The sequence below is a fragment of the Caulobacter sp. FWC2 genome (assembly GCF_002742625.1).
Taxonomy (GTDB): Bacteria; Pseudomonadota; Alphaproteobacteria; order Caulobacterales; family Caulobacteraceae; genus Caulobacter.
Map to the genome: position 1 here is coordinate 4,647,957 of NZ_PEBF01000001.1, position 16,513 is coordinate 4,664,469.

At 67.6% G+C, this 16,513-nt stretch carries 14 protein-coding genes; 9 read left to right on the top strand and 5 right to left on the bottom strand.

Annotated features, from left to right (window positions below; translation table 11 throughout):
• Window positions 1-88: 88 nt before the first annotated feature.
• Entirely contained in the window at window positions 89-616 is a 528-nt protein-coding gene (locus CSW62_RS21990) for an RNA polymerase sigma factor (protein WP_099581559.1), read from the bottom strand.
• A gap of 170 nt (window positions 617-786) precedes the next feature.
• On the opposite strand from CSW62_RS21990, the gene CSW62_RS21995 reads away from it, so the two are divergent.
• The 9 genes from CSW62_RS21995 to acs all read left to right on the top strand — a co-directional run bounded on the left by CSW62_RS21995 (window position 787) and on the right by acs (window position 10,991).
• Complete coding sequence (locus CSW62_RS21995; protein WP_099582414.1) at window positions 787-1,506, top strand: thermostable hemolysin; 720 nt, start codon at window positions 787-789, stop codon at window positions 1,504-1,506.
• Window positions 1,503-2,969 (top strand): AMP-binding protein, encoded by a 1,467-nt coding sequence (locus CSW62_RS22000; protein WP_099581561.1) that lies wholly within the window; start codon window positions 1,503-1,505, stop codon window positions 2,967-2,969. Before CSW62_RS21995 ends, CSW62_RS22000 begins: the two co-directional genes overlap by 4 nt.
• Window positions 2,966-3,634, top strand: coding sequence for a TenA family transcriptional regulator (locus CSW62_RS22005; protein ID WP_233206754.1), 669 nt, complete (start codon window positions 2,966-2,968; stop codon window positions 3,632-3,634). The genes CSW62_RS22000 and CSW62_RS22005 overlap by 4 nt, the downstream gene beginning before the upstream one ends.
• Window positions 3,627-4,379, top strand: a complete 753-nt coding sequence (locus CSW62_RS22010; RefSeq protein WP_099581563.1) for an SDR family NAD(P)-dependent oxidoreductase — start codon at window positions 3,627-3,629, stop codon at window positions 4,377-4,379. Before CSW62_RS22005 ends, CSW62_RS22010 begins: the two co-directional genes overlap by 8 nt.
• A 16-nt stretch (window positions 4,380-4,395) precedes the next feature.
• On the top strand, window positions 4,396-5,049 hold the full coding sequence (locus CSW62_RS22015; RefSeq protein ID WP_099581565.1) for a tetratricopeptide repeat protein: 654 nt from the start codon (window positions 4,396-4,398) through the stop codon (window positions 5,047-5,049).
• 188 nt (window positions 5,050-5,237) lie between these two features.
• A complete protein-coding gene (locus tag CSW62_RS22020) occupies window positions 5,238-6,206 on the top strand; it encodes a GAF domain-containing protein (RefSeq protein ID WP_233206755.1) in 969 nt (322 codons plus the stop codon).
• A 124-nt stretch (window positions 6,207-6,330) separates the two neighbouring features.
• Window positions 6,331-7,848 carry an aldehyde dehydrogenase gene (gene adh / locus CSW62_RS22025; RefSeq protein ID WP_099582417.1) on the top strand — a complete coding sequence of 506 codons (1,518 nt, stop codon included), beginning with the start codon at window positions 6,331-6,333 and terminating at the stop codon, window positions 7,846-7,848.
• Window positions 7,849-7,922: 74 nt separating this feature from the next.
• On the top strand, window positions 7,923-8,957 hold the full coding sequence (adhP, locus tag CSW62_RS22030) for an alcohol dehydrogenase AdhP (protein ID WP_099581567.1): 1,035 nt from the start codon (window positions 7,923-7,925) through the stop codon (window positions 8,955-8,957).
• 72 nt (window positions 8,958-9,029) lie between these two features.
• Window positions 9,030-10,991 carry an acetate--CoA ligase gene (acs, locus tag CSW62_RS22035; protein ID WP_099581569.1) on the top strand — a complete coding sequence of 654 codons (1,962 nt, stop codon included), beginning with the start codon at window positions 9,030-9,032 and terminating at the stop codon, window positions 10,989-10,991.
• A 24-nt stretch (window positions 10,992-11,015) separates the two neighbouring features.
• Here acs and CSW62_RS22040 read toward each other — a convergent pair whose 3' ends face one another.
• The 4 genes from CSW62_RS22040 to CSW62_RS22055 all read right to left on the bottom strand — a co-directional run bounded on the left by CSW62_RS22040 (window position 11,016) and on the right by CSW62_RS22055 (window position 16,512).
• Complete coding sequence (locus tag CSW62_RS22040) at window positions 11,016-12,569, bottom strand: methyl-accepting chemotaxis protein (RefSeq protein ID WP_099581571.1); 1,554 nt, start codon at window positions 12,567-12,569, stop codon at window positions 11,016-11,018.
• 257 nt (window positions 12,570-12,826) lie between these two features.
• Window positions 12,827-14,485 carry a response regulator gene (locus CSW62_RS22045; protein WP_233206756.1) on the bottom strand — a complete coding sequence of 553 codons (1,659 nt, stop codon included), beginning with the start codon at window positions 14,483-14,485 and terminating at the stop codon, window positions 12,827-12,829.
• Window positions 14,486-14,714: 229 nt separating this feature from the next.
• Entirely contained in the window at window positions 14,715-14,927 is a 213-nt protein-coding gene (locus tag CSW62_RS22050; protein ID WP_099581575.1) for a hypothetical protein, read from the bottom strand.
• Between the two features lie 100 nt (window positions 14,928-15,027).
• A complete protein-coding gene (locus CSW62_RS22055) occupies window positions 15,028-16,512 on the bottom strand; it encodes an amidohydrolase (protein WP_099581577.1) in 1,485 nt (494 codons plus the stop codon).
• Between the last annotated feature and the right edge of the window lies 1 nt (window position 16,513).

The following is a 16,513-nucleotide window of genomic DNA, read 5'->3' on the forward strand; positions in this document are numbered from 1 at the left end:
CCGTGTGCTGGGAGGCCGGCGGCCATCCCCTTCGCCCCAAAGACGCCATAAAGCCAAAGGCGCCTCAAAAGAATTTCTCGCGCAGGGTTCATGGCCACCGTCCCACCTTGGCGACGATCAGCTTGAGACTGGCCATGATGTATTTCTCGATGCTGGATCGGGACATCCCCATGGCCTGGGCGGTCTCGGCGTGGGTCAGCCCCTCCAGCTTATGAAGGCGGAAGGCTTCCTGCTGCGCCGGCGGCAAGGCCTTCACCGCCTCGAGGACCTTGCCCAGCTGCAGCTTGGCCGCCGTGGCCTCATCAGCCGGGACCTCCTCGGCGATCTGCACGCCGCCCACGTCGGAAACATTGACGCCATGCCATTGGGCGTCGCGGGCCTCGGCCCGCCGGCGGACCTTGATGCGGTCCAGCATCAGGTTCGAGCCCAGGCGATAGAGGTAGGCCGCCGGATTGTCGACGCCCTCCACGGGGCGCGCGGCGATCTTCAGATAGATGTCCTGGACGAGGTCCTCGGCGGCGACGTCTGAGCGCAGGCGCACGCGGAAGTACCGCAGCAGTTCCTCGCGTCGCTCCATATAGACGGCGAGCAGGGGATGGACGTCGGCGTCGTCCAAGGCGCGTTCGCGCTCCTAGCGTGATGGGGTCCGAGAATCCGAACCTGCGACAATCTTTCCGAACCGCTCGCGTCGCGCAACCACTGAAAGCTTTGAGGCGCCGGTCCACGGGTGTCGTCCTTGCCGGTCGAAAGGCGCTCGTGCGCCGCGCCCCCGGGCAGGAGGTCTCCTTGCTGGAAGTCATGATGATGAACGACGGCGCCAGCGTCGGCAGCCTTCGGTTCGACGCCGATCGCATCCGCCGCTTCACGTCGGTCGAGCCGCGGGTGATCTCGATCCACCAGCATCTGCGCCCGGAGCGCGAGCGCGTCGAGCGCTATATCGAGGCGACCTACGCCGAGGCCTTCAACGGCCGCGTGCGCGCCCACTATCCCACCCTGATGAGCGTGCAGGACGCTCACGGCGAAATCCACGCCGCCGTCGGCTTTCGCCTGGCGGCAGGCGCGTCGCTCTTCTTGGAACGCTATCTCGACGACCCGATCGAAGCGGCGCTCTCCCGCGCGGTCGGCGCGGCGATCTCGCGGGGCGGCGTGGCGGAGATCGGCAGCCTGGCCTCCCAGAGCGCCGGCGCGTCCTTTTTCCTGTTCATGGCCCTGGCGCGCTACCTCGACCAGCAGGGCTGCGACTACGCGGTGGCGACCGCCACGCGCCAGCTGCGCCGCACCTTCGCCCGCGTGGGCTTCCCGACCCAGCGCCTGACGGCGGCCGATCCGGCGCGCCTTGGGACGGACGCCAAGGACTGGGGCGGCTACTATGAACGTGACCCCGAGGTCCTGGCGGGCGCCATCGCTCCGGCCCTGGAGCCGCTGACGCAACTGCTGCTGGTCGAGCCGCCGCCGATCGAGGGCGTCTGCTCGCGATTGCATCCCTGCATCGGGGGCCGGGCATGAGCCGGGTTCTCCTCGCCATCGCCGAGCGCGCGCGATCCGACAATGGCGCGATCGCGCTCAGCGACCAGACCATGGCGCTCAGCTATGGCGCGCTCCAGAAGCTCATCGAAGACGCGGCGCGCGACCTCTTCCTGTGGGCGCCGCTGGTGCGCCCAGGATCGCCCGTCGCCCTTCGACTGCCCAACGGCCCGGCCTGGGTGATCCTGGACCTGGCCCTGGCGCACCTGGACTGGGCCAGCCTGCCGCTGCCCGGCTTCTTCACGGACGCCCAGCGCGAGCACGCCATGGCCGACGCCGGCGCGAGCCTGCTGATCGAGGTGTGCGACGCCGCCAACGCCGACCTGACCATCGCGGGAGCGCCGCTCCGGGTGTCGCCCCTTTCCCTGGCGCCACGCGCCTTGCCGGCCGGGACGGCGAAGATCACCTACACCTCCGGCTCGACCGGCCAGCCCAAGGGTGTCTGCCTCTCGCGCCAGCACATGGAGGCGGTGGCCGGCGCGCTGGTCGAGGCGATCGGCTCGGACTATGCCGGCCTGCACCTGCCGATCCTGCCGCTGTCGATCCTGCTGGAGAACGTGGCGGGCCTGTACACGACCCTGCTGGCCGGCGGCCGCTACCACATTCTTCCGCCTGACCAGCTGGGCCTGACCGACCCGTTCCGCCCGGACCTGCCGCGCCTGGCCGGCGCGATCGCCGACCACCACGCCACCAGCCTGATCCTGGTGCCCGAGCTGCTGCGGGCCTTGATGATGGTGATGACCTTTACCGGCGTTCGCCTGCCAGACCTGAAACTGGTCGCGGTGGGCGGGGCCAAGGTCGCGCCGTCCCTGCTGGCCCGCGCCGATGAACTCGGGCTGCCGGTCTACGAGGGCTACGGCCTCAGCGAATGCGCCTCGGTCGTGGCGCTGAATACGCCCGCAGGCCGCAAGGCCGGGACGGTGGGCCGCCCCCTGCCCCACCTGTCGGTCAGGATCGAGGACGGAGAGATCATCGTCGAGAACGCCGCCTTCCTCGGCTATGCCGGCGGACAGGCGCACGCCGGACCCGTCCGCACGGGCGACCTGGGCGACATCGACGAAGACGGCTTCCTGCGCATTTCCGGGCGCCGCGCCAACACGATCATCACCAGCCATGGCCGCAACGTCGCGCCCGAGTGGGTCGAGAGCGAGCTGACCGCCCAGCCCGAGATCCGCCAGGCCGTGGTGCTGGGCGAGGCCCAGGCCGAGCTTTCGGCCCTGATCGTCCCGCTCATCCCCGGCATGGACGAGGCCGCCATCGCACAGGCCGTGACCCGCGCCAACGCCAGCCTGCCGCCCTACGCCCAGATCGGCCGCTGGCTGATCCGCGACGCCTTCGACGCGGCCAGCGGCGAACTCACCAACAACGGACGCCCCCGGCGCGCGGCCCTGGCCGCCCGCCACCGGGACTTCATGGAAAACGCCACGACAGGAGACCTCGCTTGACCTTCTACCAACGCCTCGTGACCGAGACGGTCGACGGACAGATGGGCCTGGCCTCGGTGCCGCAGATCCAGGACGGCCTGACGGGCCGCATCTCGCGCGAGACCTACATCGCCTATCTGACCGAGGCCTATCACCACGTGAAGCACACCGTGCCGCTGATGCAGGCGGCGCGGGCGCGGATGGATCACGACCACCAGCGCTTCGTCGAGGCCCTGGACGAGTACATCACCGAAGAGACCGGCCACGAGCACTGGATCCTCAGCGACATCAAGAACTGCGGCGGCGATCCCGTGGCCGTTCGCGACGGCGAGCCCCGGCCGGCCACCCTGGCCATGACCGACTACGCCTATGACTACATCCGTCAGGCCAATCCGATGGGCTTCTTCGGCATGGTCTTCGTCCTCGAGGGCACCAGCGTGCGCCTGGCCACCCAGGGCGCCGAAGCCGTGGCCCGCAACCTGGGCCTTGGCCCGGAGTGCTTCAGCTATCTGAGCTCGCACGGCGCGCTGGACATGGAGCACCTGACCTTCTTCGAGAAACTGATGAACCAGGTCGACGATCCGGCCGACCAGGCCGCGATCATCGAGGTGGCCAAGGCGATCTTCGAGCGCTTCGCCAACGTCTTCCGCGCGATCCCGCATGTCCGCGAGGCCGCCGATGCTTGAGGGCAAGAGGGTTCTGATCACCGGCGCCTCCGGCGGGCTCGGGAGCCTGGTGGCCGCGCAGTTGGTCGCCGAGGGCGCGCATGTCGTGGCGCTTGGCCGTTCGCGGCCGGAGGGCGTCGACGGCTTCATGGCGCATGATCTTTCCACCCCGGACGGCATCGAGACCGCCGCCCGCGCCGTTGAAGGCGGTCAGTGGGACATCCTGATCAACCTGGCCGGCGTCCAGCATTTCGGTCCGTTCGAGACCGAAGACCCCGCCGAGCTGCTGTCGGGCTATCTCGTGAACCTCGTGGCGCCGGTTCGGCTCTGCCAGGCGGTCGCGCCGGCCATGAAGGCGCGCGGCGGCGGCCAGATCGTCAACATCGGCTCGATCTTCGGCTCGATCAACTTCGCCCACTTCGCCACCTATTCCAGCGCGAAGGCGGGACTGCGCGGCTTCAGCCAGGCCTTGCGGCGGGAGCTGGCGGGAACCGGGGTGGACGTGACCTATGTCGCGCCACGCGCGGTCCGCACCGCCATGGTCTCCGAGCGCGTCCTGGAGTTCGCCAAGCTGACCCAGATGAACATCGATCCGCCGGGAGCCACGGCGCGCCGCATCGTCTCGGCGATCCGCGCCCGCCGTCGCGACGTCTATCTGGGCTTCCCCGAAACCTTCTTCGTCCGTCTCAACGCCCTGCTGCCGGGCCTCGTCGATCGCGCCCTGTCGGCCAACGATCGCAAGGCCGCGCAGCTCTTCGCCCGCTGAAATCCCAGGACATCCCATGCAAACCAAAGCCTTCTTCGCCCTCAGCGCCGCCGTATCCCTGCTGGCCGGCGCCGCCCATGCCGACGCCCTCGACACCCGCATCGACAGCCTGGCCCGCGACTGGGCGCACGTGAACTACGAGGTCACCGACAAGACCGCCCAGGCCAGCGGCGCGGCCAAGGTCGCGGGCGAGGCCGACGCCCTGGCCCACCAGAACCCCGGCCGCGCCGAGCCCCTCGTCTGGGAAGCGATCGCCAAGGCCACCGAAGCCGGCGCGAAAGGCGGCCTGGGCGGCCTCGCTCTGGCCAAGGAATCCAAGGCGCTTCTTGAGAAGGCCGAGAAGATCAATCCGGCCGCCCTGGGCGACGGCTCGGTCTATACGAGCCTCGGTTCCCTCTACGCCCAGGTCCCAGGCTTCCCGCTGGGCTTTGGCGATGCGGGCAAGGCGCGGAGCTATCTGCAGAGGGCCCTGGCGGTGAACCCGAACGGGGTGGATCCCAACTTCTTCTACGGCGATTTCCTGTTCCGCCAGAACGACTACGCCGGCGCATCCAAGGCGCTGCAAAAGGCGATCGCCGCTCCAGGCCGTCCGGGTCACGAAGTCGCCGACAAGGGTCGCAAGGCCCAGGCTCAGGCCCTGCTCACCCAGGCGCAGGCCAAGGCCCACTAGGACCGTACAGTTTCGCACCGACATCCGGCGAGTTCGACGAGGTCGAGCTCGCCCCTCGCGCTAGCGTCGCGTCCCGCCGAGACCAATTGCCACGCGGGGCGGATTCGAAGAAGGATTGCGCCCGCTTGAAATGAAGCCGCAAACTAGGCCAAACGCCGAATAAGGGTGCGCAGCTCAGGGAGGAGCGGGTGCCGGAAACCGTGAAGAAAAGGCATGCCGCCCATGTGCGCGACGTGCTGGCCGACGGTTCCGCGGCGGCGCGATCGGCGCTCGCCGCATCCTGGAAGAGATCGTTCTCCTGGTATGGCCTGAACCCCGAGGACATGACCGCGCCGCGCGTTCTGAGCGAACGCGAATTGCTGGACGCGCGTGAGCGCATCGAACCCCTCCTCGACGCGGCTCAGTCGACGCTCGACAGATTGTTCCTGGCCGTGGGCTCCACCGGTTGCTGCGTTCTGTTCACCGATCGCCAGGGCGTTCCCGTCGATCGGCGCGGCGCTGACGTCGACGACGAGACCTTCCACCGCTGGGGTCTGTGGACCGGGGCGGTGTGGAGCGAGGAGGCCGAAGGCACCAACGGCATCGGCACCTGCCTGGCCGAGGAGCGTGCGCTCACCATCCACCGCGATCAGCATTTCCATGCGCGTAACACCGCGCTGAGCTGCACGGTGGCGCCCATCTACGACCACCAGGGACGGTTGGCCGGCGCATTGGATGTCTCGTCTTGCCGGGCCGATCTCACGGAAGGTTTCGTCGGCCTGATCTCGGCCGCCGTTGTGGATGCGGCGCGGCGCATCGAGCTCGAGCATTTCCGGCGGATGTTCGTCGGGGCCCGACTGCTCGTGGTCGAGGGGACCAAGCACGGCGGCGGCGTGGTGGCGGTCGATCGCGATGACCTGGTCATCGGCGCGACCCGCGACGCCCGTCTCAACTATGGCCTGACCGACGCCCGCCTGGCCGGCCGACTGCACGTGGACGAGCTGCTTTTTCCAGAGTCGGCTCTCGAACAGGACCTGCTGCACCTTGAACGCTCGGGCGTGCAGCGCGCCCTGGCCCTGACCTCCGGCAATGTCTCCGCCGCGGCCAAGGCGTTGGGCGTCAGCCGGGCGACCTTGCACCGCAAGCTGGCGCGGCTGGGCCTCACGCAACGCCGCTAACCCGCGAAACTGTCGCACCCATGCGACAGTCGATCTTGGGGGCTGGGCCCCGCCTCCTGACAAGGTCAAAGCCTTGGCGGATGCTTTCCTCTTGACGCCGAACACGGCGCGACAGGAGGAAGCCATGACCAAAGCCGAGTTCACGCGCACAGCCAAGCCGCCGTTCAAAGCGCGCTATGGCAACTTCATCGGCGGCCGATGGGTCGAGCCGACCGCGGGCCGTTATTTCGAGAACACTTCGCCGGTCAACGGCCGCGTCCTCTGCGAGATCGCTCGCTCCGACGCCGCCGACATCGAACTGGCCCTGGACGCCGCGCACGCCGCCAAGGCCGCCTGGGGCGCGGCCAGCGTCACCGAACGCGCCAATCTGCTGAACCGCATCGCCCAGGTCATGGAAGACAACCTGCCGCTGCTGGCCGCCGCCGAGACCTGGGACAACGGCAAGCCGATCCGCGAGACGACCGCCGCCGACCTGCCGCTGGCGATCGACCACTTCCGCTACTTCGCCGGCTGCATCCGCGCCCAGGAGGGCGGCATCTCCGAGATCGACCAGGATACGGTCGCCTATCATTTCCATGAGCCCCTGGGCGTGGTCGGCCAGATCATCCCGTGGAACTTCCCGCTGCTGATGGCCTGCTGGAAGCTGGCGCCGGCCCTGGCGGCCGGGAACTGCGTGGTGCTCAAGCCCGCCGAGCAGACGCCGGCCTCGATCCTGGTGCTGGCCGAGCTGATCGCCGACATCCTGCCGCCCGGCGTGCTCAACGTCGTCAACGGCTTTGGCCTGGAAGCCGGCAAGCCCCTGGCCTCCAGCCCGCGCATCGCCAAGATCGCCTTCACGGGCGAGACCTCGACCGGCCGGCAGATCATGCAGTACGCCAGCCAGAACCTGATCCCCGTCACCCTGGAGCTGGGCGGCAAGTCGCCCAACATCTTCTTCAAGGACGTGATGGCCGAAGACGACGACTATCTCGACAAGGCCATCGAGGGCTTTGTGATGTTCGCCTTCAACCAGGGCGAGGTCTGCACCTGCCCCAGCCGGGCGCTGATCCACGAGGATATCTACGACGCGTTCATGGCGCGCGCCCTCAAGCGTGTCGAGGCGATCACCCAGGGCGATCCGCTGGACCCGACAACGATGATCGGCGCTCAGGCCTCCGGCGAGCAGCTGGAGAAGATCCTCAGCTATATCGACATCGGCCTCGCCGAGGGCGCCGAACTGCTGGCCGGCGGCGCGCGTAGCGACCTGCCGGGCGATCTGGCCGGCGGCTTCTATGTCAAGCCGACGGTGTTCAAGGGCCACAACCGGATGCGGATCTTCCAGGAGGAGATCTTCGGTCCGGTGCTGTCGGTCACGACGTTCAAGACCGACGAAGAGGCCCTGGCGATCGCCAATGACACGCTCTACGGCCTCGGCGCCGGGGTCTGGAGCCGGGACGCCAATCGCTGCTACCGCTTTGGCCGCGCCATCCAGGCGGGCCGGGTGTGGACCAACTGCTATCACGCCTATCCCGCCCACGCGGCGTTCGGCGGCTACAAGTCGTCAGGCATCGGCCGTGAGAACCACCGGATGATGCTGGACCATTATCAGCAAACCAAGAACATGCTGGTCAGCTATAGTCCCAAGAAGCTCGGCTTCTTCTAGCGCGCCGCGCCGACTTGAGGCGGCGTCGGCATAATCCGGCGTCGCAAACCTCTCCGATCCAGAAGGACATCATCATGGCCAAAACCATGAAGGCCGCCGTCGTGCGCGAATTTGGCAAGCCGCTGATCATCGAGGACGCGCCGATCCCCGAACCGGGTCCCGGCCAGATTCAAGTGCGCATCCAGGCTTCCGGCGTCTGCCACACCGACCTGCACGCCGCCGAGGGCGACTGGCCCGTGAAGCCCAACCCGCCCTTCATCCCCGGACACGAGGGGGTCGGCTTCGTCTCGGGCGTCGGCGCCGGGGTCAAGACCGTCAAGGAAGGCGACCGCGTCGGCGTGCCCTGGCTCTACAGCACCTGCGGTCACTGCAAGCATTGCCTGGGCGGCTGGGAAACCCTGTGCGAGTCCCAGCAGAACACCGGCTATTCGGTCAATGGCGGCTTCGCCGACTATGTCGTGGCCGATCCCAACTTCGTGGGCCATCTGCCCAAGGCGATTTCGTTCAACGAGATCGCGCCGGTGCTTTGCGCGGGGGTCACGGTCTACAAGGGCCTGAAGGTGACCGACACCAAGCCCGGCGACTGGGTGGTGATCTCCGGCGTCGGGGGCCTGGGCCACATGGCGGTGCAATACGCCAAGGCCATGGGCCTGAACGTCGCGGCGGTCGATATCGACGACGCCAAGCTGGACCTGGCGCGCGCGCTGGGCGCGACCATCACGGTCAATGCCCGGACCGTCGCCGACCCGGCGGCCGAGATCAAGAAACAGACCAGCGGCGGCGCCCAGGGCGTCCTGGTCACGGCGGTTTCGCCGATCGCCTTCAAGCAGGCGCTGGGCATGGTCTCGCGCGGCGGGACGGTGGCGCTGAACGGACTTCCGCCCGGCGACTTCCCGCTGTCGATCTTCGACATGGTGCTGAACGGGATCACCGTGCGCGGCTCGATCGTCGGCACCCGCCTCGACCTGCAGGAGGCCCTGGATTTCGCCGCCGACGGCAAGGTGAAGGCCACGATCAGCACCGCGCGCCTGGACGACGTCAACACGGTCTTCGACCGCATGCGCAACGGCCAGATCGAAGGCCGCGTCGTGCTGGACCTCAGCCAGTAAAGCGCAGGGCCTCATGAGGGGCGTGACGGGGTGCGCCGACGCCCCGTCGCGCCCCTTCACTCGTCAGAAAAAATGCCAAAGGGAGTAGACGGCGTGAGCGACGGACAGGTTTTCCCGGTTCCAGAAGCCCTGGCGAAGTCGGCGCATATCGATGCGGCCGCCTATGACGCCGCGCTCGCCCGGGTCGAGGCCGATCCGGAAGGCTACTGGCGCGACATCGCCGCCCGGCTGGACTGGATCAAGGCTCCGACCCGGATCAAGGACGTCTCGTTCGACAAGGACGACTTCCGCATCCGCTGGTACGAGGACGGCGTCCTCAACGTCTCGGCCAACTGCCTCGACCGCCACCTGCCGACCCGCAAGGACGACGTCGCCCTGATCTTCGAGGGCGACGAGCCGGGGACCTCCGACACCCTGACCTATGGCCAGCTGCACGAGGAGGTTTGCCGCATGGCCAACGTCCTCAAGGTGCAGGGCGTCCAGAAGGGCGATCGGGTGACGATCTACCTGCCGATGATCCCGATCGCGGCGGTGGCCATGCTGGCCTGCGCCCGGATCGGCGCGGTGCACTCGGTGGTGTTCGGCGGCTTCTCGCCCGACAGCATCGCCGGCCGCATCCAGGACTGCGCCTCGCACTTCGTGATCACCGCCGACGAGGGCAAGCGCGGCGGCAAGCGCATCCCGCTGAAGGCCAACATCGACGAGGCGCTCAAGCACTGCCCCTGGGTGGGCAAGGTGCTGATGGTCCGCTGGACCGGCGCCGACGTGCCTCTGGTCAAGAACCGCGACATCGTCTGGCAGGACGTGCGCGAGGCGGTATCGGCCGACTGCCCGCCCGAGCCGATGAACGCCGAGGATCCGCTGTTCATCCTCTACACCTCGGGCTCGACGGGAAAGCCGAAGGGCGTGCTGCACACCACGGGCGGGTACCTCGCCTGGGCCTCTTGGACCTTCTGGGCGGTGTTCGACTATCGTGCGGGTGAAGTGTTCTGGTGCACCGCCGACGTCGGCTGGGTCACCGGCCACAGCTATGTCGTCTACGGCCCGTTGGCCAATGGCGGGACCAGCCTGATCTTCGAGGGCGTGCCCAACTATCCCACCCCCAGCCGGTTCTGGGAGGTGATCGACAAGCACAGGGTCGAGATCTTCTACACCGCTCCCACGGCCCTTCGCGCCCTGATGCGCGAGGGCGACGAGCACGTGACCAGGAACGACCTGTCGTCCCTGCGCCTGCTGGGCAGCGTCGGCGAGCCGATCAATCCGGAAGCCTGGCTGTGGTACCACCGCGTGGTCGGCAAGGAGAAGCTGCCCATCGTCGACACCTGGTGGCAGACCGAGACCGGCGGCATGCTGATCACCCCCCTGCCCGGCGCGACCGACCTTAAGCCCGGTTCGGCCTCCAAGCCCCTCCCCGGCGTCAAGCCGCAGCTCGTCGACGCCGAAGGTGGCGTGCTGGACGGCGCGACCGAGGGCAATCTGGTCATCACCGACAGCTGGCCGGGCATGATGCGCACGGTCTATGGCGACCACCAGCGCTTCTTCGAGACCTATTTCTCGACCTATCCCGGCAAGTACTTCACCGGCGACGGCTGCCGGCGAGACGCCGACGGCTACTACTGGATCACCGGCCGGGTCGATGACGTGATCAACGTCTCGGGCCACCGCCTGGGCACCGCCGAGATCGAGAGCGCCCTGGTCGCCCACGAGACCGTCGCCGAAGCCGCCGTGGTCGGCTGCCCGCACGACATCAAGGGCCAGGGCGTCTATGCCTATGTCACCCTCAACGCCGGGGTCGAGCCGACCGAGGACCTGCGCAAGGCTCTGGTCCTGTGGGTCCGCCACGAGATCGGCCCGTTCGCCGCGCCGGACGTCATCCAGTGGGCCCCCGGCCTGCCCAAGACCCGCTCGGGCAAGATCATGCGCCGCATCCTGCGCAAGATCGCCGAGAACGAACTAGGGAGCCTGGGCGACACCTCCACCCTCGCCGACCCCTCCGTCGTCGATGACCTGGTGAAAAATCGGGCCGGGGCGTGACGGCGCCTGGGCCCATGACGAGGATCAAAACTCCTCCCAGGCCTTCGCGGCGGTCGAGGCCGCCACGCCTGGCCTGGCGAAGGCGGCGACCCGCGCCTGGGACTGGGCGACCGGGTTGCGAGCGGGCGCGTGGCGCCCCGGAACGGCGGCTTCCAGCCGAGGCGCGACAGGCGCGTTCCCGGTTTCGAAGCGCGCCACCAGCCGTTCCAGCTCGCCGGCTTCGGACTTCAGGTTGGAAGCGGCGGCCGTGGCCTCCTCCACCATGGCGGCGTTCTGCTGGGTGACCTGGTCCATCTGGTTGACGGCGGTGTTGACCTGATTGAGGCCGGTCGCCTGCTCTTGTGACGACTGGGCGATCTCCGAGACCAGGGCGTCGATTTCGGTGATCTTGCCGACGATGCCCGTCAGCGCCTTGCCCGTGTCGCCGACCAGCTTCACGCCGCGCTCGACCTGGGCCGTGCTGCTGGCGATCAACCCCTTGATCTCCTTGGCGGCGTCGGCCGACCGTTGAGCCAGGGCCCGGACTTCCTGGGCGACGACGGCGAAGCCGCGACCGGCCTCCCCGGCGCGCGCGGCTTCAACGCCGGCGTTGAGCGCCAGAAGATTGGTCTGGAAGGCGATCTCATCGATCACCCCGATGATGTTGGTGATCTGCTTCGAGCTCTGCTCGATCTCGCCCATCGCGGACACCGCCTCGTTCATCACGTCGCCCGACTTGGCGGCGTCCACGGTGGCGCCGGACGCCGCGGTGGAGGCCTGCTGGGCGCCGTTGGCGCTGCGTTTGACCGTCGCGGTGATCTCGTCGAGCGCGGCGGCGGTTTCCTCCAGGCTCGCGGCCTGCTGCTCCGTGCGCCGTGACAGGTCGTCCGAGGCGGCGGCGATTTCGTCCGACCCGGCCCTCAAGCCGCTGGTTGTCGCCGCAATGGCGTTCATCGCCTCGCGCAAGCTGTCGATCGCGGCGTTGAAGTCGTCCTTGATCTGCTGGTAGCGCCCGTTGAAGGGGACCGCGATCCGCGCCGTCAGGTCGCCCTGAGCCAGGCGCTTGAGGCTGTCGGCCAGGGCGTTGACCACCGCGTTCTGTTCTTCGGCGACGGCGAGACGCTCCGCCTCGACGACCGCGCGCTCCTCATCGGCCTTGGCGTTCAGGACCTGGAAATAGTTGAACATGACGACGCTGGCGTCGGAGAACACTGACTTCATCAGGCTCAGCATCAGTTCGTCGGAATTCTTCTCGTTCCAGCCCTTCTCCTTCATCAGACCGGACGCCAGACCAGCGGCGTAGGCCGCGTAGGTCTTGCTGAGATAGGTCGCGAAATCCAGGCTGCTGGAAATGTTTTGGGTAATGACAGCCTGTTGCTCGAAATACTCGGAAGGAAAGTTCCCCCTGGCAATGAAGGAGAATTTTCTCTTCTCGTTCTCCCAGACGTCCCGCGGCAACGCTTGCAGCGAGGGATCAATGACGCGATAGGCATTTAGAAGAGCGCTCTCGAGATGCTTCCCAGCTCTCGTATGAACGATTTCCCCGATGCCTCGATCCTTATCGTTCCAGGTGACGATCTTCGTTTTTATATCGGACACTGTGGAAACCTTCCCGCCTGAGTTTCAGAATACAGCCCTCGGTGAGCCTTTTGGTCTGTATTGGTGATGATAATTATTTTGACGCGAAGCACTTTTTACTTATCTAAACAATCATACTCAAATCGTTATAAGAATCTTAACTGCGAAATCCTCACCTCTTAACCTGTCGCATCCGTGCGACACCGACGAATTCGCCCATGACTCCGCGCGCCCGGCGACGAGGCGCGGCGTGTGAACCAACCTCTCGGAAATGACGGCTAGATCGCCCGGCGTGGGCAGCGTTCGACGGCGGCCACCAGGCTGCGCATGTCGATCGGCTTTTCGATGAAGCCGGTCATCCCAGCCGCGATCGCCGCGGCGCGCTCGGCCTCGGTGATCCCGGCGGTCAGGCATAGGACCGGCAGGTCGCGCAACCTGGCCTGGGCCCGGATGCGGCGGGTGGCTTCCAGGCCATCCATGACCGGCATGTTGAAATCGATCAGCACGACGTCGAACGCCTGGGTCTCCAGCAGGCTAAGGGCCGATCGGCCATTCTCGGCCTCGGCGATCTGGCAGCCCAGGGGCGCCAGCATCATGGCGACGACCTTTCGGTTGACCGTGTAGTCGTCAACGACGAGCACCCGTTTGCTCGTCGCGGGATCGCTTGCGACTTTGCCAGACGGGGTCTCGCGCAAGGCGCACGCGAAGGTCAGGGTGACGGTGGAGCCCTTGCCGACGGCGCTCCTGACGGCGACGTCGCCGCCCATCAGATTGGCGATACGGCGCGTGATGCTGAGGCCCAGGCCGGTGCCGCCCGTCTGGCGCGCGGTGGCCGCGTCGCCCTGTTCGAACGGCTTGAACAGGCGCGAAAGCGTCGAGGCGTCCATGCCGACGCCCGTGTCGGACACGGCGACCTTGACCAGGAAGCGTTCTGGATCGGGGGCCGGCGCACAGGACACGCGCACCAGGATCTGACCCGCCAGAGTGAACTTCACCGCATTGGATATGAGGTTGGCCAGGCATTGACGCACCCGCAGCGGATCGAACACCAGCGCGGAGGGGACCGATGGATCGACGACCAGATCGATCGTGGTCCCCTTCTCGGTCGCCAACGGCAGGTTCAGACGGACGACGCGATCACACAATGCCGCCAGGTCATCGGTGATCGGCGCGATCTCAAGCTTTCCGGCCTCGATCTTGGCCAGGTCCAGGACGTCGTTGAGCAGGGCCAGCAGCGTGCGCCCCCCCTCCTCGATCAGTTCGACCTGATCCCTGACCCGAGGCGTGAGCGGCTCGAGCGTCAGGGTCTGGGCGATGCCGAGCATGGCGTTGAGCGGCGTACGCAACTCATGGCTCATCAGCGCCAGAAACTCGGACTTGGCGGCGTTGGCGCGTTCGGCCTGGGCGCGGGCGGCTTCCACCGCCCGCCCCCGGCGGACATTGGTGACGGCCGCCTGCGCCGTATAGGACACGAGCATCAGGGCCGCGATCACCAGCACGACCCGCTGGCTCGGCGCGTAACCGTTGGCCGACACGCAAAGGGCCACCAGGATCGCCGCCGCCCCGCCCCCGACGATCAGTAACAGCAGCTTGGACCAGGAGGTGAAGGCCTGGGCGTGAACCAGGAGGGCTGCGAGCAGACAGACCGCCGCCAGCCGGAACGCTTCCTGGCCCGAGGTCCACAGGATGACCACCAGGCTCCACCAGACGATATTCATCCAGGCGACGGCGGCGACGTAGGCCAGACGCTGTCGCTGCGTGGTGGGCGAGGCGTTGCGTTGCGGGTGGCTCGTGATCCACACACCCGCCTCCGCGGAGGCCGCGCCCAGGGCCCAGAGACCGCCGATGGCCGGCCCGATCTGCCAGGCGCAAAGCGCCGCCGAAAGCGCCGAGATCGTCAGCCGTAGCGCCAGGGTCGGCAGACTGCGAACGGTCACGGAGGTCACGCCCTCGCCGAGCCAGTCGGACCAATCTGACACGCGCGCCCCCGCTCACATGGACTACCCAGCCACGCTCGCCCGCCGACGGAGTTTCGTTCGATCGGGCCAGACGTCGATGGTCTTGGGTCCGAAGGCGGGCGTCGGCTCGTCCTCGGGCTTGATGTCCACCTAGACCATGGCGAGCCGTCTTGTCACCTCGTCGGCGGGGCTGGTGACAAACCGCGCTTCAGACCTTGGGCGGTGTCGTGAGTATTCGCCGCGCCAGGCGCGCCTGGATCCGCTCCCAGGTCCCGAGCTTTATCGGCTCGCCCTTGCGCAGCTTGGTCCAGGTCGTCTCGCTGATGCCGTAGACGTCCGTGAGATGCTCTCGCGTGATCGCCGGCAAGGCGGCCTTGAGCGCTTCGAAGCGCTCGAAGCTGATGGTGATGGTCTGAACCACGCCGAACTCCGATGGTCGCCGAAAGGTGCGCGGCCGGCGCCGCCTCGAGGAGGACGTGGCGGCGCCGGCTGCTAACGATCGCTTTGGGGGAAAGCGACCGCTACTCGCGTCCCGAGGAGGCGGGCTTGCGATAGTCCAGGGCCGGCGGGCGGTCGCCCAGCATGGCCTTGTAGGCGAAGTTGGGGCCGCGGCGCTGGTCCAGTTCGGCCTTGGCCTTCTTGACGACGTCCGGGTTGGAGAAGAGATCCGCCCCCGTCAGGGCCAGGGTCTTGGCGGCGTTGACCGCGCCCTTGACGCCGATCGACGAGCCGGCGGCGGCCACGTTCTGCCAGCTGTGGCCGGCCGAGCCCGGCACGAAGGTGGCGGTGCCCAGGCCGACGGTCGGGGTGACCCAGCTGATATCCGAGACGTCGGTCGAGCCGCCGCCGCCTTCCAGTTCGATCTTGTAGGGCTCGATCGTCTTTACGGTGTCGATCGACGGCGCGCCGGGCAGGCTCTCCTGCATCTTCTTGGCGAAGGCCTGCTCCTCGGGAGTCCAGGTGATGCCGCCGACCTTGCGCAGGTTGGCGTCCATGACCCGGCCCAGGGTGTCGTTGGGCAGCAGGGCGTAGACGCCGCCGGTGATCTCCTTGTCGACCGTGGTGCCGGTGGCGAGGGCGGCGCCCTCGGCGGCCTTCTCGACCCGCGACCAGACGTCCTTGACGACCGCCGGGTCCGGATGGCGGACGTAGTAGTAGACCTCGGCGAAGTCGGGCACGACGTTCGGCGCCGTGCCGCCGGCGGTGATCACGTAGTGGATGCGCGTCTTGTCGGGGGTGTGCTCGCGCAGGAAGTTGGTGGCGACATCCATAACCTCGACGCCGTCCAGCGCCGAACGACCCTTCTCCGGCGCGCCGGCGGCGTGGGCCGAGACGCCATGGAAGCGGAACTTGCCGCTGATATTGGCCATCGACACGCCCGGGACGGCGGAGTTCACATTGGCCGGGTGCCAGTGCAGCGTGGCGTCGACGTCGTTGAACAGGCCGTCGCGGACCAGATAGACCTTGCCCGAACCGCCTTCTTCGGCGGGCGTGCCGAACACGCGCAGCTCGCCCTTGATGTTGTTCTTGACCATCCAGTCCTTGATGGCGACAGCCGCGCCGACCGAGGCGGCGCCGAACAGGTTGTGGCCGCAGCCGTGACCAGCGACCTGGCCGGGGATGCCGGTCTTCACCGGAGCGGCTGTCTGGGCCAGGCCCGGCAGGGCGTCGAACTCGGCGAGGATGGCGATGACCGGGCCGGCGCCGTTCTTGAAGCTGGCCACGAAAGCGGTGGGCTCACCGGCGATGCCGGGCTTCACGTCGAAGCCCGCGGTCTTCAGCTGGCCTTGCAGCAGAGTCGAGCTCTTGACCTCCTGGTAGCCGACCTCGGCGAAGCCCCAGATCTTCAGGGCCGCGTCCTGGATCTGCGGGGCGTCGGCGTCGACAGCCTTCAGGATCTGGGCGCGGCTGGCGTCGGTGAGCGGCGCGGCATGGACCTGGGTCGCGAGCACGCCCGTCGCCATGCTGGCGGACAGAAGGGCGAGCTTCAGAGCGGAAAGCTTCATG